Consider the following 26,216-nt stretch of genomic DNA (forward strand, 5'->3'; position numbering starts at 1 on the left):
GGCCCGTGAGAAGATCCTTTCGCCGGTGTGCTCTGGTCCCGACCCTGGAAGGTGACGATGTTCGCGATATCCCTGGGCGACGACGGCGCGGAGCTGCGCCCGCTCGAACCGTGGCAGGCCGAGGAGTTCCTCTCCCACGTGGACCGAGGACGTGAGTTCATCGGGCGGTACAACGGGCTCCCCGACGTCGTCACGGACCTGGACTCCAGCCGGGCGCTGCTCCAGGCGTACGCGGAGAAGACCGCGGCCGACGCCGGGCGGCTCTACGGCATCCGGACCGACGGCATGCTGGTCGGAGCGGTCCTCTTCCGCAGGTTCGACGTGGCCCAGGGCGTGGCCGAGGCGGGCTGCTGGCTGGAGCCGTCCGCGGTGGGCAAGGGGCTGGTGACCCGGGCCGTGCGCGCGATCGTCGACTGGGCCGTCGAGGAGCGGGGCATCCACCGCGTGGAGTGGGTGGTCTCGGTCGGGAACGAGCCCAGCATCGCCGTGGCCCGGCGGCTCGGGATGACCAAGGACGGCGTGCTGCGGGAGAGTTACCTGTACCGCGGGAAGCGGCACGACGAGGAGGTCTGGTCCGTCCTCGCCCCGGAATGGCGGGCGCATCGGGCGGACCGGCCACACCGGGCGGACCGGCCACACCGGGCGGAAGGCTGAACTGGACGTCCCCCGGCGCAGGCCGTCGCCGGGAGACGTCCACGAGCTGTCCTCCCGTCAGGTGATCTGCCACCGCTGGTAGCCCGAACCGGAACTCGGCTGCTGCGTGACCAGGGCGCCGTCCGCACCCGATGCGGTGGTCAGCAGGAGCGTGCTCTTCTTGTTGGCCACCGAGTACTCGCCCCCACCGAGGGCGGTGATCACCCAGCGCTGGCTGTCGCCGCCGCTGCAGGTGGCCTGGACGACGGCTGCACCGGGCGCGGTGGAGCCGCCCGATACGTCCGCGCAGAGCCCGGACGAGCCGTTGACCATGGAGTAGGAGCCGGCGGCGTCGAGTGCCAGTTGCCACTGCTGGTTGGGGCCGCCGTGCGGTGTCCAGGTGATCAGCTGGGTGCCGGAGGCGCTGGAGCTCGCCGGGTCGTCGAGGACCTTGCCGGCTGAGCCGAGGGTCCGGGTGCCGCTCAACTGGCCTCCGTACACCTCGAACTCGTACAGCGAGTAGCCGTACGCGGTGCCGCGCCGGGTCCCGTACACCCGGATGTAGCGGCCGGATCCGGTCAGGCCGGTGAGCTCCTGCACCCCGCCCGTGCCGGTCGTGGTGGAGTACACGGTGCGCCAGGTGGTCGCGTCGTCGGAGAGCTGGATCTGGAAGGCCTTTCCGTACGCCGCCTCCCAGCGCAGCAGCACCCGGCTCACGGCCTGGCTGGAGCCGAGGTCCACCTGGAGCCACTGCTGGTCGCCGTAGGCGCTGGACCAGCGGGTTCCGGGGTCGCCGTCGGTGGCCGAGGAAGCGGGGAAGCCGGCGGTCTCCGTGCTGGACGCGGTGGTCGGCCGGTTGCGGGCGAGGTTGCCGGGCTGGGCGAGTCCCGGCCAGGCGGGGTTGTGCCCGACCGCGGCCGCGATCGGGGTGAACGCGGCGTAGGTGCTCGCCGACTTCGGGGAACCCCAGGTCTGCTGTGCCAGGGCGCGCAGCGGGTACATGATGCCCGCCGCGATCTGGTCCTCCGTCTCCGCGGTCGGGTTGTCGCACCACACGTGGATCAGCGAGCCGAGGTTCTTCGAGGGGTCGGTGAGGGTGGCCCCGCCCTCGAAGCGGTCGGGGGTCCAGGTCTCGTACATCCACTTGGTGTCGGGTTTGGCGCCGCCGAGCACGTAATAGGTGGGAGTCCAGGACTCGTTGGCGACGGTGTGGCCGGCCGCGGCCAGTTGCTGCGGGGTGAGCCCGTAGCTGTACCAGTACTCGACGAGGATTCCCGGGTGCGGGGTGATCGTCCCGTCCCCGGCCTTGATGCCGTCGTTCCACATCCGGGTGGTCTTGCCGGCCGCCCGCACCAGGTCGTCGGCCCAGTTCACGAACCCGTAGTAGGTGTCCTTGGCGGTGGCGCCCGCTCCGTAGTGGGCGCGGGCATAGCTGAGCAGCTGCGGGTACTTGGCGTAGTCGGTGACGTATTCGTCCGCGCCGATGTGCCAGTAGGGGGCCGGGAACAAGGGCAGGTACTCGTTCACCAAGTCCTTGATCAGGGTGTACGAGGCCGGCAGCGAGAGGTCGATGAAATCGGGGCTGGCCGTGCCGGAGCTGTTCTTGAGCTTGAGCTCCGGGTGGGCGGCCAGGACGGCGTTCATGTGCCCCGGGGTGTCGATCTCGGGAACGATCGTGACGTGGTACTTCTGCCCGAGCGCGACCAGGTCGGCGATGTCCTGCTTGGAGTAGTGGTCGGCGGAGACGATCTCCGGGTGGGTGGAGCTCTCGAGGCGGAAGCCGAACGTGTCCGACAGGTGGAAGTGGAAGTAGTTGAGCTTGAGGTAGGCCAGCTCCTTGATGTGCTGCTTGACCCAGTCGACGGTGAAGAACTTCCGGCCCTGGTCGATCATGAGCCCGCGCTCCGCCTTGGTGGGCCAGTCCACCGCCGTGCCGGCGGGCACCGAGGCCGACTGGTGCAGGAGCTGGAGCACGGTACGGGTGCCGTAGAAGGCGCCGGTGTCGGTGCCGGCCCGGATGCCGAGGGACTGACCGACGGCCAGCCGGTAGCCCTCGGCGGGCAGGCCGGGGTCACCGAGGCTCAGTGCGATGTCGCCGGGGGCGGCGCTCCCGGTGACGACGGCGACGGGACGCCCGGCGAGCGCGCCCAGATCCTCGGCGAGTGTGGCGGCCTCGTCGGAGAGCTGGGCGGTGTAGGCGGGGTCGACGACGATACGGCTGGCGGCGGTGAAGGCGTACGCACCGGTCCCGGCCGTCCACTGGCGCAGCGCCGGGACGGTCTGGGGCGGCCCGGCGGCGGCCTGTGCGGGCGGGGGTCCGGCGGCGGCGACCCCGGGTAAGGAGAGCGCGGCCACCGCGCAGACGGCGGCGATCAGCAATCTGAGCAGACGCATAATCAAGTCCCCAAGTCATGGGAGGGAAGGGGAGTTCAGAGAGTCGGCCAAAGTGCAGCGCAGTGCGGGATGCATGTCAATACCTGCTCGAAACTCCGTTCCTCCGAGCAGGATCAAGCATCCGAACGTGCAGCACTGACGGGGCGACAGCGGCGATCAGCTGTGGGGAGTCTGCGCCGGCGTACCGCGGTGCCCACGAGCACCAGGAGCACCGCGAGCCCGTACGCCGTGGCGCTCACCGCCTCGCGCGAGCCGAACACCTGGCCCGTGACGTACACGGCGGGGCCCGCGACGGCGATGCCCAGCCACTCCCAGCGTCCGTCCAGCGCCACGAGCGCGACCAGCAGCAGGGCGTACCACGAATAGCCCGGCGTGAGCAGCGCGAACGCCCACCCCGTCACCAACAGCGCCCCGCTCCAGGGCCGTCGGGGATCCCCGCGCCACAGCACGTACCCGCACACGCCCGCCATCGCGGCGATCAGCACCGGCAGCGCCCAGCCGTCCGGCAGCACCAGCCGCAGCAGCGCATAGCGGGAACCGGCCGAGGCGTCCTCGTACCCCTCCTCCTCCACGTAGCCGCCGAGGTAGCCGAACACCGAGCCGCGCGAGAGCAGGACGTACGGCAGGTACGCGAGCGCGGTGAAGGCGGCGGCCGGCAGCAGCACGGCGGCCGCATCGCGTACCCGGCGGACGCCCGACAGGGCGCCCGGGAGCACGATCGCCGGCATCAGCTTGGTGGCGACGGCGGCGCCCAGGACCAGCCCGCCGGCCGCCCGGCGCCCGAGGCGCTCCGCGGCCACGAGCCCGAGACCGGCCACGGCCAGCAGCACTCCCAGGACGTCGACGTGCGCGTTGTTCACCGCCTCGATCGGTACGGCGGGGCACCACGCCCAGTACGCGGCCCTGCGCGGGTCCGTGCCCCGGCGGCGCAGGATCAGCAGCAGCGCGCCGGTCACGCCCAGGGACAGCACTCCGGCACCGATCTGGAGCGGTTTGTGCCGGGCGCCATCGGGGGAGAGCCGGTCGACGGCCAGGAAGTACGCCTCGGCGACCGGCGGATAAATGGTGTGCACGGCGGGCCGGTTGATCCGGGTGCAGCGCGGGGTGTCCCCGGTGTACGGGATCCGGGCCCGGTCCGGGCCGGTGCACGCGGCGGCACCCGTGGGGAAGAGCCAGGGATCGCGGAGCCGGGCGGGTGCGGGGTCCTGCGGAGCGTGGTCGTACGGCGAGATGCCCGCGGACTGGACCCGGCCGTCCCAGGCGTAGCGGTACGAGTCGGTGCTGGTCCGGGGCGCCGCCACCAGCCCCGTCGCCGTCACCGCGACGGCCCCCGCCAGCACCAGCGGCACGACGACGGCGGCCGGGACCCGGCGCAGCGCGAGCACGGCGACCGCGAACAGCGCCCAGCAGGCCGCGTACCGCCAGGACAGTCCGGCGGGGTCGGTGAAGTAGCCGTCGTGGCGGATGGTCCATACGAGGGCGGCGACGAGGGCGGCGAGGGCGGAGAGGCCGAGGGCGGTGCGCAGGTTCACGTCCGCAGCGTCCCAGGCAACGGCCGCACAGCGGGGTCCGGCGCTGCTCATGTCCGTGTTTCGTAAGGTGTCCGAACCGCCTCAGCGAGCCTGGCCGGGGGTGTCATGGGTCCATGCGATTCCCTCTTCTCCGACTCCCTCCCGACCCGCCCGTCACCTTCAAGGCGCGGCTGCACGACGCCCGTACCGCGACAGCCGTGGGGCGCTGGCTCGGGCTCGCCTTTGCCGTGTGTTTCGCGACCGGTGTGCTCAGCCACTACTTCCAGCACCCGCCGGTCTGGCTCGCCGACCGGCTGCCGAGCCGCCCGTACTGGGGTTACCGGTTCACCCAGGGACTCCACGTGGTCTCCGGGATCGCGGCGATCCCGCTGCTGCTGGCGAAGCTGTGGGCGGTGTACCCGCGGCTGTTCGAGTGGCCGCCGCTCAAGTCGGTGCGGCACGCGCTCGAGCGGGCCTCCGTGGCGGTGTTGGTGGCGGCCGGCGTGTTCGAGCTTTTCAGCGGGCTGCTCAACACCTTCCAGTGGTACCCCTGGCCCTTCTCCTTCGTACCCGTGCACTTCGCGCTGGCCTGGCTCCTGATGGGCGCGCTGATGGTGCACATCGCCGTGAAGTGGCCGCAGATCCAAGCCCATTGGACCCGCCGCTCCCCGGGGACGCTCGCGCTGCCCGAGGCCGACGGCCCGGACCGGCGCGCGCTGCTGGCCGCGGTCGCCGCGGGGGTGGGCGCGGTGACGCTGACGACCGCCGGGCAGTCCGTGACCGCGCTGGGGCGGCTCGACCTGTTCGCCCCGCGCCATCCCGCCGTCGGACCGCAGGGGCTCCCGGTGAACCGTACGGCGAACGCGGCCCGGGTCACCGCCGCCTCCGTACAGGACTGGCGGCTGACCGTCGCCGGCCCGCGCCCGTACACCCTCACCCTGGACGAACTGCGCGCGATGCCCCAGTACGAGGTGACGTTGCCCATCGCGTGCGTCGAAGGCTGGAGCAAGTCCGCCCGCTGGACCGGCGTGCGGGTACGGGACCTGCTGGACCGGGCCGGCGGCGGCCCCGGCGCCCACGCCCGGGTGGTGTCGCTGGAGGCGGCCGGCGCGTACCGGGTGATGGAGATGGGCCGCCGGTACGCCCAGGACCCGCTCACCCTGCTGGCGCTGCGCCTGAACGGCGAGGAACTGTCCCTGGACCACGGCTACCCGGCGCGGATCATCGCCCCGAACCGGCCCGGCGTGCTCCAGACCAAGTGGGTCGGCCGACTGGAGGTGGCGTGATGGCGTACCGGTACCTGGTGGCGGGCCTCGGGCTGGCCTTGATGGGCCTGGGCGGCGCCCTGCTGATCCAGCAGCCCTCGCCCTGGCGGATCGCGCTGTGGCTCGCGGGCGCGGTCGTCGTGCACGACGGGCTGATCGCGCCCCTCGTGATCGCGGTCGCCGCGCTCACCGGCGCTGTCGGCCTGCGTCTGCGCGGGATCCCGCGCGCGGCCCTGATCGTCGCGGGCTCCCTGACGGCGATCGCCCTGCCACCGCTCCTGCGCCCGGGTGGCGCGGCCAACCCGACGGTCGTGCCGCTGGACTACCTGCGCAACTGGCTGCTGGCGATGGCGGCCATCGCCGTGGCCGCGGGCCTGTGGACCGGGACGCGCGCGGCGCTGCGCGGCACGCGCCGGCAGGCCTGAGCGACGGACATGCAAAAGCGGCTGACGCGGTTCTGCTCCGCGTCAGCCGCTCACGTATGCCCCGGTCTGCGGTCAGCGCCGCAGCTGCACGAACGCCCGGCCCGCGGCCTGCCAGGTCACCGCTCGGGTCCAGCCCGCTTCAGCCGCCTCGACGCCGAGTGCACGGGTACCGAGCCGGGCCCACAGGAACGGCTCCCCGCGGCCGCCGTGACCGTCGTCGACATGCACCTCGACGCGCTCGTCGACGTCCACGGTGGCCACCTCGACCAGGAGCGAGCCGCCGGGCGCCGCGAGCCGCGCGGCGCGCCTCAGCAGGGCGCCGGGGTCGCCGCCGATGCCGATGTTGCCGTCGATCAGCAGGACCGTGCCCCACCGGCCCTCGCTGGGCAGCGGGTCGAACACGGACCGGCACAGGGCGCTGCCGCCCGCGCGTACGGTACGGGCCACCGCCTCCGGGGTGACGTCCACGCCCAGCGCGGGGTGCCCGCGGCGGGCGAGGGCGGCGACCAGGCGGCCCGGTCCGCAGCCTATGTCCAGGACCGGACCGGCGCAGCGGGACAGGACGGTGGCGTCGGCCGTGTCGGGCTCTGCACACCAGCGCTCCACGTCCAACGGCAGCAGCCAACCGTCGGAGCGGCGCAGATAGAGAGGGCCCTGGCCGGTACGCAGGGCATCGGAGTACGGATCGGCCCGCCAGGCCTGGGCGGCGGGCTCCGCCAGTTGCGCGGTCATCGGACGGCCGCGCACAGCTCGGCGTGCAGGACGGCGAAACGGGTCCCCGGCGCGGCGGTCGCGACCAGCGCCGCATCGGCCGGGGTGTCGACGTCGCGGAGCGCGGCGAGATCCCGCACGGTCCGCCCGGACGAGGTCAGCCGCCGGCGCTGCACCTCACCGGTGTGCGGTTCGGACATGGGGACGCCGAGCAGCAGCGCCGGGTCGGGCTCGGCGAGCCCGAGGGCCCAGAACCCGCCGTCCAGGGCCGGGCCGAACCAGGCGCCGGTTCGGGTGAAGTCCAGGCCCTGGGCGAGGAGTTCCGGGGTGACCTGGGGGGTGTCCATGCCGATCAGGAGCGCGGGGCCGTCGTACAGGGCGAAGGCCGCGGCCAGTCGGGCGTCGAGCCCGCCCCCGCACTGCGGGACCACCTCGATGCCGTCGGGCAGCCAGTGCCTCGGCGCCCCGTCGAGGTAGAGGACGCGCCGCCGGGCCGGCGTGGCGAGGACGGTGTCCAGGGTGTCCTGGAGCGCGGCGCGGGCCAGGGCGGCGGCCTGCTGCGGCGTGAAGTGCGGTGTCAGCCGCGTCTTGACCCGGCCCGGGACCGGGGCCTTGGCGACGACGAGAAGGGTGCCCTCGTCGTTGCCGTGGCTGCTCGCGAAAGTGCTCATGCGCAGGCCCCGCCGGCCGGTGCGGGCCGGGTGCCGGGCGCCTCGGCCAGCACGCGCTGCATGTCCCGTACCGCATGCCAGGTGCCCCGCCAGGTGCCGGTGACCTTCGACTTCCCGGCACGCGGCAGGTACGGGACGTCCGTCTCGGCCACCCGCCAGCCCGCGTCGGCGGCCCGCACGACCATCTGCAGCGGGTAGCCGCTGCGCCGGTCGGTCAGGTCCAGGCCCAGCAGTGCCTCGCGGCGCGCGACCCGCATCGGTCCGAGGTCGTGCAGCCGCAGCCCCGAACGGCGTCGCAGCATCCGCGTCAGCGCGAGGTTCCCGGCGCGGGCGTGCGCGGGCCACGCGCCGCGGCCCTGCGGGCGGCGCCGGCCGAGCAGCAGGTCGGCCTCCCCGGCGGCGACCCGCGCCGCCATGGGAGCGAGCAGGGCGGGGTCGAGGGAGGCGTCGCAGTCGCAGAAGCAGACGAGGTCGGCGCTCGCGGCGAGCAGCCCGGCGTGGCAGGCGGCGCCGAAACCGCGCCGGGGTTCGCGCACCACGGTCGCCCCCAGGCTGCGGGCGATGTCGGCGGAGCCGTCGGTGGAGCCGTTGTCGACGACGATGGCCCGCCAGCCGGCCGGCACCCGCGCCAGCACCCAGGGGAGCGCCTCCGCCTCGTCGAGGCACGGCAGTACGAGGTCCGCCCGGGGCGGCACACAAGCAGAATCAGTCACGGTCCACACCGTAGGAAGCCGACGCGGACGAAAGGGGCTTTCACTCCTTACGAAACGCGGACGCCGTGCGGGATCGGGGGCAGGCGCATTTCACGCCGCCCAGGGCGGATGTCAGGCTGGGGCCATGGCAGTCAGCAATACGCAGAGTACGAACGAGGGCCAGGACGCCGTCGGCCCCGGCGGGGCGGGCACCCCGGAGCGGTTCATGGGCAGCGTCCTGGTCGTGGAGGACGACCCGACCGTCTCGGAGGTGGTGGCCGGATACCTCGACCGGGCCGGCTTCGCCGTGCGCCGGGCCGCCGACGGACCGGCCGCGCTCCGCGCCGCCGAGGAGCAGCGCCCGGACCTGGTGGTCCTCGATCTCATGCTCCCGGGCATGGACGGGCTGGAGGTCTGCCGGCGGCTGCGGGCGCGCGAGCGCGACGCCGACCAGCGCGGCGGTGAGCGCCGGGTCCCGCCCGTCCCGGTCATCATGCTCACCGCACGCGGCGACGAGGACGACCGGATCCTGGGCCTGGAGGTCGGCGCCGACGACTACGTGACCAAGCCGTTCAGTCCGCGCGAGCTCGTCCTGCGCGTGCAGTCGGTACTGCGCCGGGCCGCCCCCGCCCCGCCGGCCGTCGGCCCCCGGCTCACCGCGGCGGGCCTGAGCCTGGACCCGGCGGCCCGCCGGGTGAGCAAGGACGGACAGGAACTCGCCCTCACGCTGCGGGAGTTCGACCTCCTCGCCTACTTCCTGCGCCACCCCGGGCAGGTCTGTGACCGGGAGCGGCTCATGCGCGAGGTCTGGGGCTGGGACTTCGGAGACCTGTCCACCGTCACCGTGCACGTCCGCAGGCTCCGCGGAAAGATCGAGGACGACCCGGCGAGCCCCCGGCTGATCCAGACCGTCTGGGGCGCCGGCTACCGCTTCGACGCCCACCCCACCCCGGCGGCCCCCGCCACGGACCTGCGAACGGCGGACGGACATGCGTGACCAGGATCTGCTGCTGATCGCCCTGTACGCGCTCCTGGGCGCGGGCGGCGCCGGAGCGCTGGGCGCCCTCGCCCTGCGGATACTGAGACGGCGCAGCATCGCCGTCTCCCTCGCCGTCGTGACCGCCGTCGCCGTGTCCGCGATGCTCGCCGGAACGCTCACGGTGGCCTGGGCGATGTTCCTCTCCACCCACGACCTGACCGTGATGACCACGGTCGTCGCGGTGGCTGCCGCCGTCTCCCTGGGCACCGCCCTGCTGCTGGGCCGGCAGGTCGTACTGCGCTGCCGCGAGCTCGTCGCCGCCGCCCGGGTCTTCGGCGAGGAGGGTACGTTCACCACACCCACCGTGCCCGCCCCCGCCGAACTCACCGCACTGAGCCGCGAACTGGCCCTGACCAGCGAGCGCCTGGAAGCGTCCCGGGAGCGCGAGCGGGCCCTGGAAACCTCACGGCGCGAACTGGTGGCCTGGATCTCGCACGATCTGCGCACCCCGCTGGCCGGCCTGCGCGCCATGTCGGAGGCGCTGGAGGACGGCATGGCCGCCGACCCCGCGCGCTACCACCGGCAGATGCGCACCGAGGTCGACCGCCTCAACTCCATGGTCGGTGACCTCTTCGAGCTCTCCCGCATCCACGCGGGTGCCCTCAGCCTCAGCCCCACCCGGATGTCCCTATACGACCTGGTGGGCGACGCCCTGGCCGGAACCGACGCCCTCGCCCGCGAGCACGGCGTACGGCTGGTCGGCGACGGTATCGCACCGCTCCCGGTGGAGGTCGACGGCAAGGAGATGACCCGCGTCCTGTCGAACCTGCTGGTCAACGCCATCCGCCACACCCCGGCCGACGGTACGGTCGCGATCGCGGCCGAATCCCGCGAGGGAGCGGTGGTGCTGTCGGTCACCGACGCCTGCGGCGGCATTCCCGAGGAGGACCTCACGCGCGTCTTCGACACCGGCTGGCGCGGCACGCAGGCCCGCACGCCTCCGGGAGGTGCGGGCCTGGGCCTGGCGATCGTCCGGGGCATCGTGGAGGCCCATGACGGGCACGCTCACGTCCGCAACGTCTCCGGCGGCTGCCGCTTCGAACTGACCCTCCCGGCCCCCGCCTAGAGGACCGGAGGGCCGGAAGTCCGGGGACCGGGCGGCCCGGCGGCTCAGGGCGTGTCCGCCCCGGCCGCCAGCTCCGCCATCCCGGCGGCGAACGGCACCACCGGCCGCCAGCCCAGTTCCCGGCGCAGGCGCGCCGAGTCGGCGGTGATGTGCCGGACGTCGCCCAGCCGGTACTCGCCGGTGACGACCGGGTCCGGACCTCCGCACGCGGAGGCCAGGGCCTTGGCCATGTCACCGACGGTGCGCGGATCTCCGCTGCCGACGTTGTACGCGGCGAGGCCGCCCGTCGCCGCCCCCGGGGACTCCAGCGACTCCAGGGCCGCCGCGTTGGCCACCGCCACGTCCCGGACGTGGACGAAGTCCCTCCGCTGGCCGCCGTCCTCGAAGACGCGCGGCGCCTCGCCCCTGGCCAGCGCCGACCGGAACAGCGCGGCGACCCCGGCGTACGGGGTGTCCCGGGGCATCCCCGGCCCGTAGACGTTGTGGTAGCGCAGCGAGATCCCGCGCCCGCCGGTGGCCCGCGCCCAGGAGGCCGCGAGGTGCTCCTGGGCCAGCTTGGTGGTGGCGTAGACGTTCCGCGGATCCATCGGCGCGTCCTCCCCGACCAGGCCGGGCGACAGGTCGGCGCCGCAGGCCGGGCAGCGCGGCTCGAACCGGCCGGCCGCCAGATCGGCCTCGGCACGGGGCCCGGGCCGGACCACGCCGTGGGCGGTGCACTCGTACCGCCCCTCGCCGTAGACGACCATCGACCCGGCGATCAGCAGGCTGCGCACCCCCGCCTCGGCCATCTGGGCCAGCAGTACCGCCGTACCGAGATCGTTGGCCGACACATAGCCGGGTGCGTCCCCGAAATCCTTGCCCAGGCCGACCTTCGCCGCCTGGTGGCAGACCGCGTCGACGCCGGCCAGGGCCTCCCGTACCTGACCGGGATCCCGTACGTCCCTCCCGTCCTCCGCCAGGTCGAACACCACCGGGTCGTGCCCCCGGCCGGCCAGTTCGGAGACGATGTGCGAGCCGATGAAGCCCGCTCCTCCAGTCACAAGTACGCGCATGATCCGACGCTATGCCGCCCCATGGCGCGGGAGGCGCTCACCCGGCCGGACGTCACGGATCCGTAAGGACGGACCCGGGCCGGACCCTCGTCCGTCCGGATGTTCGAATGTGTGTGGATCCGTGACAAGGTGGCCGGGTGACGAAACACCGCGAGAGCACTGCCCCTCACCGCCCCGGTATCGGCCCCGGACCGTGGTCGGACACGGCCGGGGTCCCCGACGATCTCCTCGCGGCGAAGTCCCGGGTCTACGACCCCTGCGGATTCGTCTGCTCGCAGCCGGTGCCCGAGGCCGAGGGCGCCGCGTACGCCGCGCATGAATTCACCCTCGACGGCCGCCGTGTCCGGTTCCGTGCGGCGAAGACGACGCCCACCAAGGCGGGCCAGTTCGTCACCGTCTGGAAGAGGTCCGCGCGCGGGCCCATCGAGCCGTTCGACGCTGCGGATCCCGTCGACCTCTTCGTCATCGGCAGCCGCGACGACGACGGCTTCGGCCAGTTCGTCTTCCCGATGGACGCGCTGCGCCGGAACGGCGTCGTGTCGGTGGAGGGTTCCGGCGGGAAGCGGGGGTTCCGCGTCTACCCGCCGTGGGTGACCACCGCCAACCGCCAGGCCGGGCGGGCACAGGCGTGGCAGGTGGAGCACTTCCTCCACCTGCCACAGGACGGCCCCGTCGACCCGGCCCGCGCCGAGCAGCTGTACCACCCGTAGGCGCGCAGGTCAGCCGGTGGTGGCGGGCGAACGCGTCGGCGCCTCGCGCTGGTGCGGGACCGGGGGAGGCATCGACGCCTGGAGGTCGTCCCGGTGGAGTGCGACCGTCCGGGTGGGAGCGGGGATCGATATGCCCTCCGCCCGGAACCGCTGGTGCAGGCGCTTGATGAACTCGTGCTTGATCCGGTACTGGTCGCTGAACTCGCCGACACCGAGGATCACCGTGAAGTTGATCCTGGAGTCCGCGAACGTGTGGAACCGGACGGCCCCTTCGTGGTCGGGGACCGCGCCGTTGATGTCGGCCATCACGCCGTCGATCACGTCGAGGGTCACCCGCTCGACCTGCTCCAGATCGCTCTCGTAGCCCACACCCACCTGGACCAGGATCGACAACTGCTGCTCGGGCTGCGTGAAGTTGGTCATGTTCGTCCGCGCGAGACGCCCGTTGGGGATGATCACCAGGTTGTTCGACAGGTTGCGGACCACGGTGTTGCGCCAGTTGATGTCGACGACGTACCCCTCCTCGCCACTGCTGAGGCGGATGTAGTCACCGGGCTGCACGGTCTTCGAGGCGAGGATGTGGACGCCCGCGAAGAGGTTGGCGAGGGTGTCCTGCAATGCCAGGGCGACCGCCAGACCGCCTACGCCGAGGGCCGTGACCAGCGGTGCGATCGACACGCCCATGGTTTCCAGCGCGACGAGCACACCCATCACGAGCACCACGATCCGCGTGATGTTCACGAAGATGGTCGCCGATCCGGCCACCCCGGTCCGCGCCCCCGCCACGGACTGGACGAGACCCGAGATGACCCGGGCGGCACTGAGCGTGGCGATGAGGATGAGCACAGCGGTCAGGGACTGGTTCACGAACCCCAGGACCCGCGCGTGCAGCGGCAGGGTCGAGGCGGCCACCGCCACGCCGGCGATGACCGCCGCCCAGGGTGCGAGCGTGCGCAGCGCGTCGACGATGATGTCGTCCCCGCTCCACCGTGTCCGCTCGGCGTGCCGCCCCAGCCAGCGCATGAGGGCGCGCAGCAGCAGCCCTGCCAGGGCGCCCGCGGCGATCGCGATTCCGGCCACCAGCCAGTCGTGCAGGACGAGTTCCCGGTTCAACGGACGCCCTCCGCTTCGCGCCGGACCGTGGGAGCGGCGACGGGCGCTGCGGGTCGTCGTATGAGGTGTGTCGTCACCTTGTCACCTGTCAGTTTGTCGTGCATGGAGCCTCGTTCGGGCGCGTGTACGCATTCCGGAACGGGCTGCCATCCTGCCCCATGGGGCGGGGGACCACTGCAGGCGGGCCGGTTTCTGCCACCCCCGCCCGGGCCGACCGGTCTACCGGCGCCCGGTGGCCGGGACCGTGGCCGTCGGCGTGTTCCAGCCCGAGACCCTGATCCGGGGCGCGGACCCGTGCAGATCGGCGGTGCGGTACGTCGCGGTCAGGGTCGCCGACTCACCGGGCCAGAGGCTGATCTGATTGTCGGACCACTGGACGGGCAGGACGGGGACGTCCTTGCCGTCCACCAGATGGAGGTCGGTGAGCAGGGCCGGGGTGTTCCCGGTGCCGGTGTTGCGTACCGTGACGGTGGTCGTGGAGGTCGCCGGCGCATCGGCGCCCACGGCCGTCGTAGCCGTGGCGGACACGGAGGCCTGCGCCATGGACCGCAGGCCGGTGAGGTCGGCGTAGGCGGTGGTCGGGGTGTGGTACCAGTCGCTCTCGTCGTAGTCGGAGACGTCCCGGCGCGTGGAGAGCCAGTACACGTTGCGGCTCACCTCGCGGCCGGCGGCGTCCGTCAGGACCAGCCGCGCGAGATGGGTGGTGGACAGCCCCTCCACCGAGGCCGGAAGGGTCAGCGCGGTGGCCTTCGCACCGTCCCCGCCGACGCCGAGACCGGTCACGGTCCGGTCGTACTTCTGCGTCCCGTCCGTGTTGAAGAGGGAGACCCGCGCGGTCAGCCCCGACACCGCCGCCGGGCGGCGGTTGACGACGGCCACGGTGCGGTCGTCGTAGGAGTACTGGATGTGCAGCGGCTCGTTCGCCTTCTTCGCGCCGGAGTAGGCGCCGCCCTGGTCGAGGAAGCGGTCCACGAGCTGCCAGTGCAGCGAGGTCCAGCCGCTGTTGAACATCCAGTAGATCACCCCCGTCGACGGCTTCGAGGCGTCGGTGGCGTTGCGCGCGTACGCCTCGAACTGCGCGCGGACGTTCTCGTACTGGGCGAGCTGCGCCTTGGCGACGTAGTCCTCGAGGCTGCGCGGGGCGCCGTACCGGGCGGTCAGCGCATCGTCGTACAGCTTGAGCGTGGCGTAGGTGCGGGAGGGGGAGCGGTGGTACTGCGGCGCGGCCGGGTCCTTCCAGAGGGCGGTGAGCTCGGCGGGGGACATCATGCGGCGCAGGGTGTCGAGGGTGGGGACGTCGGGGCCGGCGCTGGTCTCGGAGTTGAAGCCGGTGGCTCCGCCCTCCCGTTTGTCGTACCAGTATCCGGGCGGCACCCAGTCGTACGGGCCGGGCATCCGCATCCCCGAAGGGCCGCTGAGAGGTGCGGATTTGGCGGAGGCGGCGGGGATCACCGGCGTGGGCCAGTCGGCGGCCTCCAGCGCGTCGAGGTAGCCCTTCTCGATCTCCGCGTCCGGGGCGAAATCGCTGCCGATGAGGAAGGAGATGACGCTGGGGTGATCGCGCAGGCGCGCGGCCTCGGCCGCCATGGAGGCCTTGGCGACCGGGTGGTCGGCCGCGGTCCAGCTCTCTCCGGCCTCGGTGCCGTTGACCTCGCCCTCCCACTTGGTACAGCACTGCCAGCCCGGCAGGGTGAGGATCCCGTACCGGTCGGCGAGGTCGAAGAACTCGTCCTGTTCGAGGTGCCCTTCCAGGCGCAGGGTGTTGAGGCCGAGGTCGCGTGCGTACGCCAGCCGGTCCTCGGCGTAGACGGGGTCCCAGCGCAGCAGCTCGTCGGGGGACCAGCCGGCGCCCCGGATGAGCAGGGGCCGGCCGTTGACGGAGTACTGGCGGGCACCGTCCTTGTTGAGCGGGGCCTGCACGCTGCGGATGCCGAAGCCGTGGCGGGAGCGGTCGGACACGGCCCCGGACTCCGCTGCGGGCCCTGGGGCCGGGACGGTGACCGTCAGGTCGAGGGCGTACAGCTCCTGCGCGCCCATCCCGGCGGGCCACCACACGCGCGGGGAGTCGAGGTGCAGCTGCGGCGTGTCGGCCGGGGCGAAGGCCACCGTCTTCGTCTCGTGGGCGCGCAGGGGTACGTCCCGGCGGAAGGCGATGCCGGTGCTGGTGGGGCCGGTGGGGCCGGTGGCGCCGATGGTGCCGGAGAGGGTGGCCGTGACGGCTTCGGCCGAGTCGTTGCGCACCTGCGCCTTGACGGTCAGGTCCGCGGAGGCCAGGGACGGCAGTGCCAGGCTGGTGACCACGTGCGCATCGCGCAGGGCGAGGGGGCCGCCGCGCCGTACGAGCACGTCGCGGACGATGCCCATGTTCTCGTCCGGGGGCGGCTGCAACCAGTCGAGCCAGCCCATGGTCAGGTTCTTGCGGGGGTTGTTGGGCTGGATCCGGAAGGCCACCGCATTGGCGCCGGCCCGCACCAGAGCGGTGACGTCGAGCTCATGACGGGTGTACGCGCCGGCGACCGCGGACGCGGTGGCGACCTGCTTGCCGTTGACGAACACGTCCGCGGCTGAGACCACCCCGCTGAAGTCCAGGTACGTGCGCGAGGAGGCGTCCTCGACGGTGAACTCGGCGCGGAACCACCACGGCACGGTGAAATCGGCGGCCGGGATGCGCTGCTGGTTGGTGGAGAAGAAAGGGTCGGGGTGCTTGCCGTCCGCGACCAGGGCCGCGAGCACGGTGGAACGCGGCCCGGCCGGGTACCAGCCCGTCGTCCGGTAGCCCGGGGCCGAGACGACGGACGCCGCGTCGGAGACCTCGGCCGTCGACCGGATGGCGTACCCGGACAACGGGGTGGTGCTTCCCGGCGCCGTGGGGACGGCGGTCACCGCTCGTACGTGCGCTGCCCGAGGGGAGGGAGCCGCGGCCGGAGCACCCGCGACGAGCGCACCCAACAGGCCGAATACGGCCAGGACCGAGATCTCCCACCGAACAAACGGGACAACCCGAAGGACACGCACAGGAGAGGGGAACACGGTGGTCTCCGGGGAGGCTGGCCGGGAATCCGCGTCATACGCGCTGGAGGGGCGGCCCTCAACCTAACGGAACCGACGTGCCGGATCGCTGGACGCGCCGCACGCGTCCGGACCAATCACGGGTGCGGGTGGCTCCGGGTCTACCGGCTGATTTCGTAGTCGAACCAGATCCGGTGGGTGCCGTCGGCGTCCACCGCCATGCCGCCCGCCCCCGTGATCCCCGCCAGCGCACCCGTACCACTGGACGGGACGATGGCGAAGAACTCGTTCTGTCTGCCTTCGCCGAGGGTGGTGGCGCAATGCGCGAAGTTGAAGGCGCCCGCCAGCCCGTTGAGGGCTCCCTCGAACGACTCCATCGCGACGTACGTCCCCGTACCGCTGGCGTGGTCGAACGCGGAGGTGAACAGCGTGGCGGACCGGCCGGCCACCTCGCCCTCGTACTGCTTGCGCATCGTGGCGACACCGACGGGCATCGCGGTCTCGATCTCCGGGCCCGGTACGGGGGCCGGGGTGAACTCGGCAACGGTGAAGGTTCCTGAAGCTCGCATGCCCCGAATCGTAGGCCGCCCCACTGACAACGCCCTCAGGCTGCGAGGGCGGAGGTGATCACCAGCGGCGGTTCGGACCGCTCCGCCGCCCACGCGTACCGCTGCACGAGGGCCGGGTCGGCGATGGCCAGGGCCTCGTCCACGGTCGGCCGGCGCCCGGTGACATCGCGGAAGCGGGCGCGTTCCAACAGAGGCGGCAGCAGGTCCACGGGCCAGGCGTGGTTGCGCACCTCCTGCCAGGAACCGTCGGTGCGCCGCAGCCGTAGCGGCATCTCCTCGCCCGGCAGGTACGCGGCCCCCGCCGTGCCCACGCGCAGCGAGGCGTACTCCAGCCCCGTACAGGCGGGGTCGGTGGTCAGCAGCACGAGCGGTGCCCCCGGCCGCAGCAGGCGGCGGATCTCGGCGAGCACCGTGAGCACGGCCTCCTCGGTCGGCAGCGAGGCCAGGACGTGATTGCACATCACCGCGTCCGCGCACCCGTCGGGCAGGCCGGTCACGCGGCCGTCCCTGACCAGGTGGAACTCCGCCACCTCCGTCGCCGTGCTCCGGGCCAGCGCCAGCATCTCGGCGGACGCGTCCACCCCCAGCACCCGTGCGCCCAGCACGCGCGCCGCCTGGTCGGCCACCCGTCCGGGCCCGCAGCCGTAGTCCACGAGCACCTCGTCCTCGCCGATCCGGCGGCGGGACAGGGCCTCGAACACGAACGGATAGCCGAGCAGCCAGTCCGTGGCCGCCTCCACCGCCGCGAACGCCTCTGCCCCGGCAGGCCCGGACCAGGCGCCGCCCTCTTGCATGTGTCCCTCTGACCCGTTGCTCACAGCTCCCCACTATCGGCCCGGCGGGACGGGTGACGGCAGCGGCGCGCCCGTCCCGTACACGGCGCGGGGCCGCGGGAGCGGAACCGCCGGCCGATCCGCTGCGCCCGCGTACCACGGGTCGGCCAAGTGGGGCGAGTGCGCCCTTCCGCCGGGGCGGCTGATGTTTCACGCCCCGGAGGCCGGGCAGTGTGGTGGGCTCCGGCCCTGCCCGGCTCTGCGGAGCCGCACGTCTCGAAAGGCATGACATGACCTCGCCTGTCGGTAGCGAGCTGCTCCCCAACGCCCGTGAGCTGTTCGACATCCCCGACGGCATCGCCTACTTCAACACCGCGAGCCTGGCACCGACCCTGCGCACCGGCCTCGTCGCAGGCGAGGGCGCCCTCCTCAAGCGCGCGCAGCCGTGGCGGATCCAGGGCGCCGACTGGTTCAGTGCGGCAGAACTGCGCAGGGCGCTGTTCGCGGAGCTCATCGGGGCAGCCGCAGACGACATCGCCCTCGTACCGGCGACGAGCTACGGGTTCGCGGTGGCCGCCGCCAACCTGACGGCGCCGGCCGGCAGCCGGGTCCTGGTCCTCGCCGGCGAGTACCCGTCCGGCATCTACACCTGGTGGCGGTTCGCCGAGCGTACGGGGGCCTCGATGCTCACCGTCGACCGGGAGCCCGGCCAGACCTGGACCGAGGCCGTCCTGGACGCACTCACCGCACACGCCGACGGCGTGGCCGTGGTCTCGGTGCCCCGGGTGCACTGGACCGACGGCGCGCTGCTCGACCTGGACCGGATCGCCGAGGCCACCCGGGCCGCGGGCGCCGCCCTGGTCGTCGACGCCAGCCAGTCCGCCGGGGCGATCCCGATCGACATGAGCACGCTGCAGCCCGACTTCGTCGTCAGCGTCGGCTACAAGTGGCTGCTCGGCCCCTTCGGGCTCGGCTACCTGTACGTGGCTCCGGAGCACCAGGAGGGGCGGCCGCTGGAGGAGAACTGGATCCTGCGCAAGGACTCCCAGGATTTCGCGCGGCTCGTCGACTACCGCACCGAGTACCAGCCCGGGGCCCGCCGCTTCGACGTGGGCGCCCGCACCGCCTTCGAACTCACCCCCATGGCCCTCGCAGCCCTGGAACAGCTGTCGGCCTGGACCGTCCCCCGCATCGCCGTCACCCTGGCGGCGACCACGGCCCGTATCGCCTCGGCGGCCCGCGAGCGGGGCCTGCCGGTCCCCGCGCCCCGCGGACCGCACATGCTCGGCATCACGGTCCCCGAGGGGCTCCAGCAGCGCGTGGTGGCCGCGCTGGAGGAGGCGAACGTGTTCGTCGGGGCCAGGGGCTCGGCGATCCGCATCAGCCCGCATCTCCACACCACCGGCGCCGACATCGACCAGCTGCTCACCGCGCTGGACGCCGCCCTGAACAGGCCCTGAACAGGCCCTGAACCGGCCCGGAACCGCGTCAGCAGCTCGACGGCGCCAGGCAGCCCCACAAAGGCCCGCTGCGGCCTTCTAGAGGAAATCGCATACCCGTGCGTAGGATTCCGATGTCCATCGCACTTTGAACACAGCTTCTCCACAAGCGAGTTCGGAGGTCATGTTGAGATCGAACAAGCGTGTCCCACGTCGATTAGCGGTCCTGGCCGTGGGCTTGGCGGCAGTCCTGGCCGCCCCTGTCGGCTCGTCGGCCGCGGTTGCCGCCGCGCAGCCCGCCACAACCGCGGTCAGCTCCGTGGCCGCAGCACCGGTGGTGGGCTTCCCCGGCAACCAGGTCAACTACCAGTACGACAGCGTCCGGCTGCAGATGACCGCCGGCGGTGGCACGACCCCGTACACCTGGTCGGCGCTCAATCTGCCGGTCGGCCTGACGATCAACGCGTCGACCGGGCTGATCTCCGGCCTGCTGCGCGGCAGTGGAACCCGCACCGTGACGGTCACCGTCAAGGATGCCGCGGGCGCCACGGCCTCCACCACGTTCACCTGGCGCGTGATCCGCGACGCCTGCCCGCGCTGCTGACCCGCCGGCCCTGAGAACCCCGTCGCGGGCGGGGTGCCGGCGCACGCCGCGCCCCGCCCGCGACACCGGGGGGAGTCCCCCGCTGGAATTCCCCTCGGGACGCCGAACTGCCGAACTGCCGAACTGCCGAAATGGCGAACCACGCGAACGCGTGAACCGTCGGTGCGGCGCAGGCGTCCCAGCGGGGGGAGGGGGGTGGTGTTCATGCCAGGGGCTGAACCGCAGGTGTGGCGGGTCGCCGCGCCGGTGCCCGTCGTGGCGGCCGCTGCCGTGTACGCCTGGGCCCACTGGTGCTACGGCGGCACCTCGGCGCCGTCCGGCACGGTCGCGTTGGCGGGCGGAGCGGTGCTCGTCATCGGCGGCTCGGTGGCGTACTTCGCGCTCGTCCGCGGGAGCGGCAGTCTCTTCGGTGCGCTCTTCCTGGCCCTGGGGCTGCTGCTGACCGTGACGGCCGCAGATCAGGCCGCCTCGCGCGGGGAGGTCGCCCCGTCCGTCATACGCGACGTCCAGGCCAGCGTGCAGGGCTCCGCCGGGGAGGGCGCTCCCGCGGAGAAGACCGTGTACCGCCATGTGCTGAACTGCCCCGGCGGCTACCCCGATGAGCTCAGGGACGACCGGCGCATCGCTGCCGCGGGTGCGGAGATCCGGGTCGCCTACGACTCCCGGCACCGGGTGTCCCCGGTCCTGGAGGGCGAGAACTCGCCCTGGACTGCCGGATTGTGGGCCGTGGCCCTGCTGGCCGTGAGTACGCTGCTGGCCGCTGCCAGGCGCGGCCCGGACGCGTAGCCGCCGCACACCGCGGCCGCGGCGGTGCGAACCGCTCGGGCAGACGCTCCGGTGGCTCCGGCGATCGAGTGAATCCGCTTCCCGGACTGACACGCCACGGCTCCGTCCCGGGCGGACGGGGCAGGGCCGGTACGGTCCGATGCGACGCATCGAGGACGAGGAGAGCCTGACGTGCCCATCGCAACCGTCAACCCCGCGAACGGCGAGACGCTCAAGACGTTCGACGAGCTGGGGGCCGAGCAGATCGAGCAGTGCCTGGCAGCCGCTGACTCGGCTTTCAGGAGCTACCGTACGACGGAATTCGCCGAGCGCGCCCGGCTCCTCGACCGCGCGGCCGACCTGCTGGACCGGGACCAGGACGCCATCGCCCGTACGATGACGCTCGAGATGGGCAAGCCGCTCGCCGCCGCCCGGGCGGAAGCGGCCAAGTGCGCGAAGGCCATGCGCTGGTACGCGCGCAACGCCGAGGAGCTGCTGGCCGACGAGCACCCCGCCCAGGCCGAGGTGGCGGACGCCGGAGCCTCCCGCGCCCGGGTCCACTACCGCCCCCTCGGCGTGGTCCTCGCCGTGATGCCGTGGAACTTCCCCCTCTGGCAGGTCGTCCGCTTCGCAGCGCCCGCTCTGATGGCGGGCAACGCGGGCCTGCTCAAGCACGCGTCGAACGTGCCGCAGACCGCGCTGTACCTGGGCGACCTCTTCCGGCGCGCCGGCTTCCCCGCCGGGGTGTTCCAGACGCTGCTGGTGTCCTCCCGCGCCGTCGAGGGCATCCTCCGCGACCCCAGGGTCGCGGCGGCGACCCTGACCGGGAGCGAGCCGGCCGGCCGGTCCGTCGCCGCGATCGCCGGCGACGAGGTGAAGAAGACCGTCCTGGAGCTGGGCGGCAGCGACCCGTTCGTGGTGATGCCGTCGGCCGACGTCGAACGGGCCGCAGCGGTCGCCGTCACGGCCCGGGTGCAGAACAACGGGCAGTCCTGCATCGCGGCCAAGCGCTTCCTCGTGCACGAGGACGTCCATGAGGAGTTCACCCGCAGCTTCACGGCCCGGATGGCCGCGCTGACCGTCGGCGACCCGCTGTCGGAGTCCACGGACGTCGGTCCGCTCGCCACCGAGCAGGGCCGCGCCGACGTCGAGGAGCTGGTCGAGGACGCCGTACGCCGCGGAGCCAAGGCCCTGTGCGGCGGCAGGCGGCCGAACGGGCTGCCTGAGGACCTGTCGGGGGGCTGGTTCTACGAACCGACCGTGCTCACCGGGATCACCCCCGAGATGCGGATCCACCGCGAGGAGGCGTTCGGCCCGGTGGCCACCGTGTACCGGGTCCAGGGCCTCGACGAGGCGGTGGAGCTCGCCAACGACACCCCCTTCGGCCTGAGTTCGAACGTCTGGACTCGTGACGAGGCCGAGCAGGAGCGCTTCGTACGGGACATCGAGGCCGGCGGGATCTTCTTCAACGGCATGACCGCCTCCCACCCGGCACTGCCCTTCGGCGGCGTGAAGCGCTCGGGTTACGGGCGAGAGCTGTCGGGCCACGGCATCCGCGAGTTCTGCAACGCGACGACGGTGTGGCACGCGGCCGAGCCCGGCACGGGCTCGTAGGCGCTGCCGAGCCGGGGCCCGCGGGTACCCGGCTGTCGGCCGGGAACCCCGACCTCATGATCGCCCCCGACGGTGCCCGCCGGACGGCGGCCGTCTCGCTCCGCGCACGCACGCACGCACGTCACGTACGACGGCGCCCGCTCAGCCGCCCCGGCACGTCCGAAGCGCATGCGGTCTGCCAGACCACGGCCGCGACCAGCCCCCAGAGCAGCCACACCGCGCCGAAGCGGCCCGCCGGCAGGGCCAGGAGCAGCGTCAGCAGCAGGCAGGGCCGCGCCCACAGCAGGGTCCGGCGCCAGGACGCACCGGCCACCAAGGCGGCCAGGACGCCGACGCCGAAGTACCCGGCAACGCTTCCGCACAGCAGCCGGCGCGCTCCGTCGGGGGTGTGGCCGTCCGGGTGCGTGATCGCCGGTCCGAGCCCCGCGGCCAGGACCGCGATCGCGCAGGTCGTCGCGCAGTGACCATGACGGCCAGCCCGGACATCGCCAGCAGCAGACTGGGCGTCCCGGCCCGGATCCCCTCGACGTTCCCGTACACCGTGAGTCATCGGCCGCGCGCTCACCCCGCTGGAGGTCCGCCCGGTCGGACGGGGTCTCGCCCCGACCGGTCGCCGTTCGGGAAGTACGCGAGGGTGTCCGTCAGCGCGAGCAGGCGGGCAACGCGGGCACTCATGCTCCGGACCTTGAAGTGCCGGCCGGGATCGACGCGTGCTCTCAGACGGGCGTGCAGCAGGACGTTCAGGCAGGCGCAGTCGCAGAAGGTCACGGCAGCCAGATCGAGGACCACCCCTTCGGGATGGGCGCCCAGGGCGGACATCAGGACGTCCTGAACCTCCGCGGCACAGTCCTGATCGATTTCTCCGGCGAGGACGACCACCGCGCCGCCCGCGCCATCCGGTTCCACGCGGACGGTCGACCGTGCTTCGTCCGTCCGCGCCTTTGCCGCGCCTTGCCGAGCTGGGGACATCTCCGACTCCCTTGGCCCAGTCGGATCGCTGTCATCTCGATCGTCCGCCGCGTCCTGTCATGCGTCAAGAATTACGGGAAAAATATTTCGCGTCTTCCCTTGCACGTCTTGTTTCTCGCGTCTTGCTTTACGCGATACGCCTCACGCGACTTGTCTCACGCGAATGGGGCGGCGCATGATGGAGACATGGAAAGCAGCTCAGAGCGCCGCGTCACGTGGACGTTCCTGACCAACCATGCACGGGTCCTCGTCGCCATCTCACGGGACCCCGGGGTCCGGCTGCGCGATGTCGCGGCGACCTGCGGACTCACCGAGCGCACGGTCCAGGCGATCGTGGCGGACCTCGAAGCCGACGGGTACCTGACCCGCTCGCGCGACGGGAGGCGCAACCGGTACGAAATCGCCGAGGGGGCGATGTTCCGGCACCCCGCCGAGGCGGGCCACGAGGTCGCGGGCCTGCTCGCCCTGCTCGCCGAGGACGTGTCCCCGGCGAGGCGCTAGCGGGTCCGGGCGGGCCGGAGCCGGAGCGGCTTCGGGAAGGCCGGTAGCAGCCACACGAGTGGTGTGGCGGCCGTGTTGCCGGGTGTGGAACCCCGCGGGCGACACGATGGACCGGGCTCCATGCCCGTCCGTGTCTTCGTGGGAGGCCTGTCCATGCTGGAACGCAAGCTGCGCAAGGACCGTACCGAGGTGACGTTCGTCCTGCCGGGCGACGAGCCGCCCGGCCCGGTCAGCGTCGTCGGTGACTTCAACGACTGGAAGCCGGGTACGCACACGCTGACTCCGCGTGCCGACGGCTCGCGCGCCGTAACCGTCAAGCTGCCGACCAAGCAGGTGCACTCCTTCCGGTACCTGGCGGCCGGCGACTACTGGTTCGACGACGCGCACGCGGACGCCCACGACGGCACCAACGGCCGCCTCCACACCTGAGGCCCTTCCCCCCGATCGGAACCCGGGCAGAGACCCGGGACGACGAGAACGCCTCCGGGCACCACGCCGGTGCTCGGAGGCGGGGCCGATGGCCGAGGGCGGCAGTCCACACCCGGATGTTCGAGGAGCCGGTCATGGTCCTGCCTCCCGCGATCCGCGAGAGTCCGTCCGAGGGCATCGGACGCCGTTCGCTGCTGCTGGGCACGGCCGCCTGGTGCGCCGGTGCGGCAGGGTGCGCGCCGGGCACGGAAACGTCGCCCGCCGCCCGGCACGCCACGCCTGCCGGGGCCGCGCGCGCGTCCGCCTCGCCCGGGCCCACGGCCAGTCTTCCGGCCGCGGCTCCGTGGCTGCCGGGACCGGGCGAGATCGAACCCGCGGCCAAACTCGCCGCCGTACGGCTCGTCGAGGCGCTCGGGACCTGGCCGTCGGGCCAAGGCGGCCCGCGCCATGCGGCGCAGCGGGCCGCGGCGCTCGGCATCGCCGGCCCCCTGGCCGCCCGCCTCGCCGCCGAAGCGGGGCCGTTGACACCTCCGGCGGACCAAGCCGTCGTCCGCGTGATCGACGCGCAGTACGGCGGCCTCCTGGCGGACACCGCGAGCGTCCTGATCCCCTGCGCCCAGAGCACCCGTACCGGCGGGGTCGTCCGCCAGGGCGGAACCACCGTCGACGTCCGCCTCGACCGCACCTCCACGGGCTGGGCCGTCACCGCTCTGCACCCCGGGCGCCCGGGCCCCGCGGCACCGCTCGGAGCCTCGGCACGGGCGGTGCTCGCCCAGCCCCGGATCGAGCTGCCGCCCGCCTCCGCCGCGGACATCCGCAGCGGGGCGGTGCACGAGGGCGTGCTGCGCGCGATGCTCCGGCTCGCCGAGACGTACCGGATGTCGGTCAGCGTGGTCCGGTCGGGACACCCGCTCAACGTGTTCGGCACGAGCCGCCCCAGCGACCACCCGGTCGGCCGCGCCTTCGACGTCTGGGGCATCGACGGCCGTCCGATCGTCGACCCCGCCACCCCGCGCAGCCTGATCACCGCATTCATGCGCTCGGCGGCGGCCGCAGGCTCGTACAACGTCGGCGGCCCCGTACGCCTTTCGGGCGGAGCCACACCGAACCAGTTCTTCTCCGACGATACGCACCACGACCACGTGCACCTCGGTTTCGCCGGCTGACGCCGCGCCCCGGCTCGGCTCACGGGTGAACACGCCCGGGTTCCGCGGCGGAGCTTGTAGCATTCCTGCCCATGTCGAAGCCTGACGACCTGCTCGTTGCCATCGCCGCCGCGGTGGAGTCGCAGCAGACCAATCAGATGTCGTTGACCGTCCTGGTGCACGGAGCCGTCATCACCGGCCGCCTCGCTCCCGAGAGCGCATGGCGGCGGCGGGTGGCCGAAGTCCTGGCGGATTCGGACCGGCTCGGTCCGTTCGCGAGCCTCTTCATGGATGCCGAAGGGGCCGAGGGGGCGGACGTCCCCCCGCGCGGCGCACCACACCCCCCCTCCTACTTGCACTTCCACGTCGCCAGGATCCTCCAGGGCACCGTGGGCATCCCCGAGACCGGCGGCATGTACCGGATCGCGATCAAGGACGTCAGCGCCTGGACGATGGGCGACTTCAGCTATTCCGAGCCGTGAGACCGCGGGCAGCGGTCCGCCGGCCGGACGGCCCGGTTCATACCGGTGCCTCTTCTTCGCCCCGGCCGGGGCGAGTCCGGCGTACCTGACGGTCAGCGAGATCCTCATCGGCACAGCACGGACGGCAGTCCCGTGCCCACCGACGCATGCGCCCGGTGGTGGCGAGGGCGGGGACCTCGAGCCCGGTCACTGCGCCCCACCGCGAGACGAGCGCGGCGGACGGTGCCCGGGGTCTTCGCTCCCGGATTCGATTACAGGCGCCACCGAGGCATGAAATGCGGCATTTATGGTACACGCAGGGTGTCCTGGTGCACTCAAGTGCCGGGGCGCCGGGAGGTAGTCGTGATTGTCCTCGGAGTGATCCTGCTGATCATAGGATTCGTCACCGGAATCTCGATTCTGTGGACGATTGGCCTGATTCTCGTCGTGGTGGGCCTGGTCCTCTGGCTGCTCGGCGCCGTCGGGCACGCGGTCGGAGGCCGCAAGCACTACTGGTGACGCAGGCCCTTGCGGCCCAGTGAGCGGCCCCGTGCGCGTGCTCCCCGGCAGGGCGGGTGTCCTGCCGGGGATGCGCCATGACGGGTGCAGCGTCGGCGGGCGGCGAAGTCGCTGTGCCATAAGGAAGCTGTGCCATA

The 26,216-nt window shown here is 72.8% G+C and carries 27 protein-coding genes; 15 read left to right on the forward strand and 12 right to left on the reverse strand.

Features of this window, described 5'->3' with window-relative positions:
- Nucleotides 1-57 precede the first annotated feature (57 nt).
- Nucleotides 58-654: a GNAT family N-acetyltransferase gene (locus ACZ5WG_RS32335; protein WP_468727861.1), complete on the forward strand. Its 597-nt coding sequence runs from the start codon at nucleotides 58-60 to the stop codon at nucleotides 652-654.
- A gap of 57 nt (nucleotides 655-711) precedes the next feature.
- Here the strand turns inward: ACZ5WG_RS32335 and ACZ5WG_RS32340 are convergent, their stop codons facing one another.
- Together ACZ5WG_RS32340 and ACZ5WG_RS32345 are read right to left on the reverse strand one after the other, a co-directional pair.
- The gene (locus ACZ5WG_RS32340) at nucleotides 712-3,027 is read right to left on the reverse strand and encodes a family 20 glycosylhydrolase (RefSeq protein ID WP_468727862.1); all 2,316 of its coding nucleotides are present in this window, start codon (nucleotides 3,025-3,027) and stop codon (nucleotides 712-714) included.
- Nucleotides 3,028-3,140: 113 nt separating this feature from the next.
- On the reverse strand, nucleotides 3,141-4,610 hold the full coding sequence (locus tag ACZ5WG_RS32345) for a glycosyltransferase 87 family protein (protein ID WP_468727863.1): 1,470 nt from the start codon (nucleotides 4,608-4,610) through the stop codon (nucleotides 3,141-3,143).
- A 62-nt stretch (nucleotides 4,611-4,672) separates the two neighbouring features.
- Here ACZ5WG_RS32345 and ACZ5WG_RS32350 point away from each other — a divergent pair, with 62 nt between their 5' ends.
- A complete protein-coding gene (locus ACZ5WG_RS32350) occupies nucleotides 4,673-5,824 on the forward strand; it encodes a molybdopterin-dependent oxidoreductase (protein WP_468727865.1) in 1,152 nt (383 codons plus the stop codon).
- On the forward strand, nucleotides 5,824-6,228 hold the full coding sequence (locus ACZ5WG_RS32355; RefSeq protein ID WP_468727866.1) for a hypothetical protein: 405 nt from the start codon (nucleotides 5,824-5,826) through the stop codon (nucleotides 6,226-6,228). The genes ACZ5WG_RS32350 and ACZ5WG_RS32355 overlap by 1 nt, the downstream gene beginning before the upstream one ends.
- 72 nt (nucleotides 6,229-6,300) lie before the next feature.
- Here ACZ5WG_RS32355 and ACZ5WG_RS32360 read toward each other — a convergent pair whose 3' ends face one another.
- From ACZ5WG_RS32360 to ACZ5WG_RS32370, 3 genes are read right to left on the reverse strand one after another with little or no spacing between them, the layout of a single operon-like run.
- Entirely contained in the window at nucleotides 6,301-6,960 is a 660-nt protein-coding gene (locus ACZ5WG_RS32360) for a class I SAM-dependent methyltransferase (RefSeq protein WP_468727867.1), read from the reverse strand.
- Entirely contained in the window at nucleotides 6,957-7,610 is a 654-nt protein-coding gene (locus ACZ5WG_RS32365; RefSeq protein ID WP_468727869.1) for a TIGR04282 family arsenosugar biosynthesis glycosyltransferase, read from the reverse strand. Before ACZ5WG_RS32365 ends, ACZ5WG_RS32360 begins: the two co-directional genes overlap by 4 nt.
- Nucleotides 7,607-8,323 (reverse strand): glycosyltransferase family 2 protein, encoded by a 717-nt coding sequence (locus ACZ5WG_RS32370; RefSeq protein WP_468727870.1) that lies wholly within the window; start codon nucleotides 8,321-8,323, stop codon nucleotides 7,607-7,609. Before ACZ5WG_RS32370 ends, ACZ5WG_RS32365 begins: the two co-directional genes overlap by 4 nt.
- A 205-nt stretch (nucleotides 8,324-8,528) precedes the next feature.
- Here ACZ5WG_RS32370 and ACZ5WG_RS32375 point away from each other — a divergent pair, with 205 nt between their 5' ends.
- Both ACZ5WG_RS32375 and ACZ5WG_RS32380 read left to right on the forward strand, forming a co-directional pair.
- Entirely contained in the window at nucleotides 8,529-9,299 is a 771-nt protein-coding gene (locus ACZ5WG_RS32375) for a response regulator transcription factor (RefSeq protein WP_468728111.1), read from the forward strand.
- Nucleotides 9,292-10,407, forward strand: coding sequence for a sensor histidine kinase (locus ACZ5WG_RS32380; RefSeq protein WP_468727871.1), 1,116 nt, complete (start codon nucleotides 9,292-9,294; stop codon nucleotides 10,405-10,407). Before ACZ5WG_RS32375 ends, ACZ5WG_RS32380 begins: the two co-directional genes overlap by 8 nt.
- A gap of 44 nt (nucleotides 10,408-10,451) precedes the next feature.
- Here the strand turns inward: ACZ5WG_RS32380 and ACZ5WG_RS32385 are convergent, their stop codons facing one another.
- Complete coding sequence (locus tag ACZ5WG_RS32385) at nucleotides 10,452-11,459, reverse strand: NAD-dependent epimerase/dehydratase family protein (protein ID WP_468727873.1); 1,008 nt, start codon at nucleotides 11,457-11,459, stop codon at nucleotides 10,452-10,454.
- Between the two features lie 137 nt (nucleotides 11,460-11,596).
- On the opposite strand from ACZ5WG_RS32385, the gene ACZ5WG_RS32390 reads away from it, so the two are divergent.
- Nucleotides 11,597-12,169, forward strand: a complete 573-nt coding sequence (locus ACZ5WG_RS32390; RefSeq protein ID WP_468727874.1) for a MepB family protein — start codon at nucleotides 11,597-11,599, stop codon at nucleotides 12,167-12,169.
- Nucleotides 12,170-12,178: 9 nt separating this feature from the next.
- Here ACZ5WG_RS32390 and ACZ5WG_RS32395 read toward each other — a convergent pair whose 3' ends face one another.
- From ACZ5WG_RS32395 to ACZ5WG_RS32410, 4 genes are all read right to left on the reverse strand, one after another.
- Nucleotides 12,179-13,282: a mechanosensitive ion channel family protein gene (locus tag ACZ5WG_RS32395; protein WP_468727875.1), complete on the reverse strand. Its 1,104-nt coding sequence runs from the start codon at nucleotides 13,280-13,282 to the stop codon at nucleotides 12,179-12,181.
- 219 nt (nucleotides 13,283-13,501) lie between these two features.
- On the reverse strand, nucleotides 13,502-16,258 hold the full coding sequence (locus tag ACZ5WG_RS32400; RefSeq protein WP_468728112.1) for a glycoside hydrolase family 2 protein: 2,757 nt from the start codon (nucleotides 16,256-16,258) through the stop codon (nucleotides 13,502-13,504).
- A gap of 194 nt (nucleotides 16,259-16,452) precedes the next feature.
- Nucleotides 16,453-16,860 carry a DUF3224 domain-containing protein gene (locus ACZ5WG_RS32405; protein WP_468727877.1) on the reverse strand — a complete coding sequence of 136 codons (408 nt, stop codon included), beginning with the start codon at nucleotides 16,858-16,860 and terminating at the stop codon, nucleotides 16,453-16,455.
- A gap of 35 nt (nucleotides 16,861-16,895) precedes the next feature.
- Complete coding sequence (locus ACZ5WG_RS32410; RefSeq protein ID WP_468727878.1) at nucleotides 16,896-17,678, reverse strand: class I SAM-dependent methyltransferase; 783 nt, start codon at nucleotides 17,676-17,678, stop codon at nucleotides 16,896-16,898.
- A 245-nt stretch (nucleotides 17,679-17,923) separates the two neighbouring features.
- Here ACZ5WG_RS32410 and ACZ5WG_RS32415 point away from each other — a divergent pair, with 245 nt between their 5' ends.
- The 4 genes from ACZ5WG_RS32415 to ACZ5WG_RS32430 all read left to right on the forward strand — a co-directional run bounded on the left by ACZ5WG_RS32415 (nucleotide 17,924) and on the right by ACZ5WG_RS32430 (nucleotide 22,055).
- A complete protein-coding gene (locus ACZ5WG_RS32415; protein ID WP_468727879.1) occupies nucleotides 17,924-19,093 on the forward strand; it encodes an aminotransferase class V-fold PLP-dependent enzyme in 1,170 nt (389 codons plus the stop codon).
- A 298-nt stretch (nucleotides 19,094-19,391) separates the two neighbouring features.
- A complete protein-coding gene (locus ACZ5WG_RS32420; protein ID WP_468727880.1) occupies nucleotides 19,392-19,676 on the forward strand; it encodes an Ig domain-containing protein in 285 nt (94 codons plus the stop codon).
- A 204-nt stretch (nucleotides 19,677-19,880) separates the two neighbouring features.
- On the forward strand, nucleotides 19,881-20,462 hold the full coding sequence (locus ACZ5WG_RS32425; RefSeq protein WP_468727881.1) for a hypothetical protein: 582 nt from the start codon (nucleotides 19,881-19,883) through the stop codon (nucleotides 20,460-20,462).
- A 171-nt stretch (nucleotides 20,463-20,633) separates the two neighbouring features.
- Entirely contained in the window at nucleotides 20,634-22,055 is a 1,422-nt protein-coding gene (locus ACZ5WG_RS32430) for an NADP-dependent succinic semialdehyde dehydrogenase (protein WP_468727882.1), read from the forward strand.
- A gap of 121 nt (nucleotides 22,056-22,176) precedes the next feature.
- Here the strand turns inward: ACZ5WG_RS32430 and ACZ5WG_RS32435 are convergent, their stop codons facing one another.
- Both ACZ5WG_RS32435 and ACZ5WG_RS32440 read right to left on the reverse strand, forming a co-directional pair.
- Complete coding sequence (locus tag ACZ5WG_RS32435; RefSeq protein WP_468727883.1) at nucleotides 22,177-22,605, reverse strand: hypothetical protein; 429 nt, start codon at nucleotides 22,603-22,605, stop codon at nucleotides 22,177-22,179.
- An 11-nt stretch (nucleotides 22,606-22,616) separates the two neighbouring features.
- The gene (locus ACZ5WG_RS32440) at nucleotides 22,617-23,024 is read right to left on the reverse strand and encodes an STAS domain-containing protein (RefSeq protein WP_468727884.1); all 408 of its coding nucleotides are present in this window, start codon (nucleotides 23,022-23,024) and stop codon (nucleotides 22,617-22,619) included.
- A gap of 186 nt (nucleotides 23,025-23,210) precedes the next feature.
- On the opposite strand from ACZ5WG_RS32440, the gene ACZ5WG_RS32445 reads away from it, so the two are divergent.
- From ACZ5WG_RS32445 to ACZ5WG_RS32465, 5 genes are all read left to right on the forward strand, one after another.
- Nucleotides 23,211-23,525: a helix-turn-helix transcriptional regulator gene (locus tag ACZ5WG_RS32445; protein WP_468727885.1), complete on the forward strand. Its 315-nt coding sequence runs from the start codon at nucleotides 23,211-23,213 to the stop codon at nucleotides 23,523-23,525.
- Nucleotides 23,526-23,678: 153 nt separating this feature from the next.
- On the forward strand, nucleotides 23,679-23,954 hold the full coding sequence (locus ACZ5WG_RS32450) for an isoamylase early set domain-containing protein (RefSeq protein WP_053789379.1): 276 nt from the start codon (nucleotides 23,679-23,681) through the stop codon (nucleotides 23,952-23,954).
- A gap of 134 nt (nucleotides 23,955-24,088) precedes the next feature.
- Nucleotides 24,089-25,120 carry a hypothetical protein gene (locus ACZ5WG_RS32455; RefSeq protein ID WP_468727886.1) on the forward strand — a complete coding sequence of 344 codons (1,032 nt, stop codon included), beginning with the start codon at nucleotides 24,089-24,091 and terminating at the stop codon, nucleotides 25,118-25,120.
- 71 nt (nucleotides 25,121-25,191) lie between these two features.
- Entirely contained in the window at nucleotides 25,192-25,581 is a 390-nt protein-coding gene (locus tag ACZ5WG_RS32460; protein ID WP_468727888.1) for a hypothetical protein, read from the forward strand.
- Nucleotides 25,582-25,923: 342 nt separating this feature from the next.
- On the forward strand, nucleotides 25,924-26,079 hold the full coding sequence (locus ACZ5WG_RS32465) for a DUF6131 family protein (RefSeq protein ID WP_468727889.1): 156 nt from the start codon (nucleotides 25,924-25,926) through the stop codon (nucleotides 26,077-26,079).
- Nucleotides 26,080-26,216 lie beyond the last annotated feature (137 nt).

It is taken from the genome of Streptomyces sp. NPDC032745 (assembly GCF_055579465.1).

Excerpts from the sequence above, each read along its gene's own strand:
- ACZ5WG_RS32360 (WP_468727867.1), bottom strand. The coding sequence starts at position 6,960 with ATGACCGCGCAACTGGCGGAGCCCGCCGCCCAGGCCTGGCGGGCCGAT.
- ACZ5WG_RS32375 (WP_468728111.1), top strand. The coding sequence starts at position 8,529 with ATGGGCAGCGTCCTGGTCGTGGAGGACGACCCGACCGTCTCGGAGGTG.
- ACZ5WG_RS32435 (WP_468727883.1), bottom strand. The coding sequence starts at position 22,605 with ATGACTCACGGTGTACGGGAACGTCGAGGGGATCCGGGCCGGGACGCC.
- ACZ5WG_RS32355 (WP_468727866.1), top strand. The coding sequence starts at position 5,824 with ATGGCGTACCGGTACCTGGTGGCGGGCCTCGGGCTGGCCTTGATGGGC.
- ACZ5WG_RS32405 (WP_468727877.1), bottom strand. The coding sequence starts at position 16,860 with ATGCGAGCTTCAGGAACCTTCACCGTTGCCGAGTTCACCCCGGCCCCC.
- ACZ5WG_RS32425 (WP_468727881.1), top strand. The coding sequence starts at position 19,881 with ATGCCAGGGGCTGAACCGCAGGTGTGGCGGGTCGCCGCGCCGGTGCCC.
- ACZ5WG_RS32445 (WP_468727885.1), top strand. The coding sequence starts at position 23,211 with ATGGAAAGCAGCTCAGAGCGCCGCGTCACGTGGACGTTCCTGACCAAC.
- ACZ5WG_RS32365 (WP_468727869.1), bottom strand. The coding sequence starts at position 7,610 with ATGAGCACTTTCGCGAGCAGCCACGGCAACGACGAGGGCACCCTTCTC.
- ACZ5WG_RS32345 (WP_468727863.1), bottom strand. The coding sequence starts at position 4,610 with ATGAGCAGCGCCGGACCCCGCTGTGCGGCCGTTGCCTGGGACGCTGCG.
- ACZ5WG_RS32385 (WP_468727873.1), bottom strand. The coding sequence starts at position 11,459 with ATGCGCGTACTTGTGACTGGAGGAGCGGGCTTCATCGGCTCGCACATC.
- ACZ5WG_RS32350 (WP_468727865.1), top strand. The coding sequence starts at position 4,673 with ATGCGATTCCCTCTTCTCCGACTCCCTCCCGACCCGCCCGTCACCTTC.
- ACZ5WG_RS32415 (WP_468727879.1), top strand. The coding sequence starts at position 17,924 with ATGACCTCGCCTGTCGGTAGCGAGCTGCTCCCCAACGCCCGTGAGCTG.
- ACZ5WG_RS32340 (WP_468727862.1), bottom strand. The coding sequence starts at position 3,027 with ATGCGTCTGCTCAGATTGCTGATCGCCGCCGTCTGCGCGGTGGCCGCG.
- ACZ5WG_RS32380 (WP_468727871.1), top strand. The coding sequence starts at position 9,292 with ATGCGTGACCAGGATCTGCTGCTGATCGCCCTGTACGCGCTCCTGGGC.
- ACZ5WG_RS32335 (WP_468727861.1), top strand. The coding sequence starts at position 58 with ATGTTCGCGATATCCCTGGGCGACGACGGCGCGGAGCTGCGCCCGCTC.
- ACZ5WG_RS32450 (WP_053789379.1), top strand. The coding sequence starts at position 23,679 with ATGCTGGAACGCAAGCTGCGCAAGGACCGTACCGAGGTGACGTTCGTC.
- ACZ5WG_RS32455 (WP_468727886.1), top strand. The coding sequence starts at position 24,089 with ATGGTCCTGCCTCCCGCGATCCGCGAGAGTCCGTCCGAGGGCATCGGA.
- ACZ5WG_RS32460 (WP_468727888.1), top strand. The coding sequence starts at position 25,192 with ATGTCGAAGCCTGACGACCTGCTCGTTGCCATCGCCGCCGCGGTGGAG.
- ACZ5WG_RS32440 (WP_468727884.1), bottom strand. The coding sequence starts at position 23,024 with ATGTCCCCAGCTCGGCAAGGCGCGGCAAAGGCGCGGACGGACGAAGCA.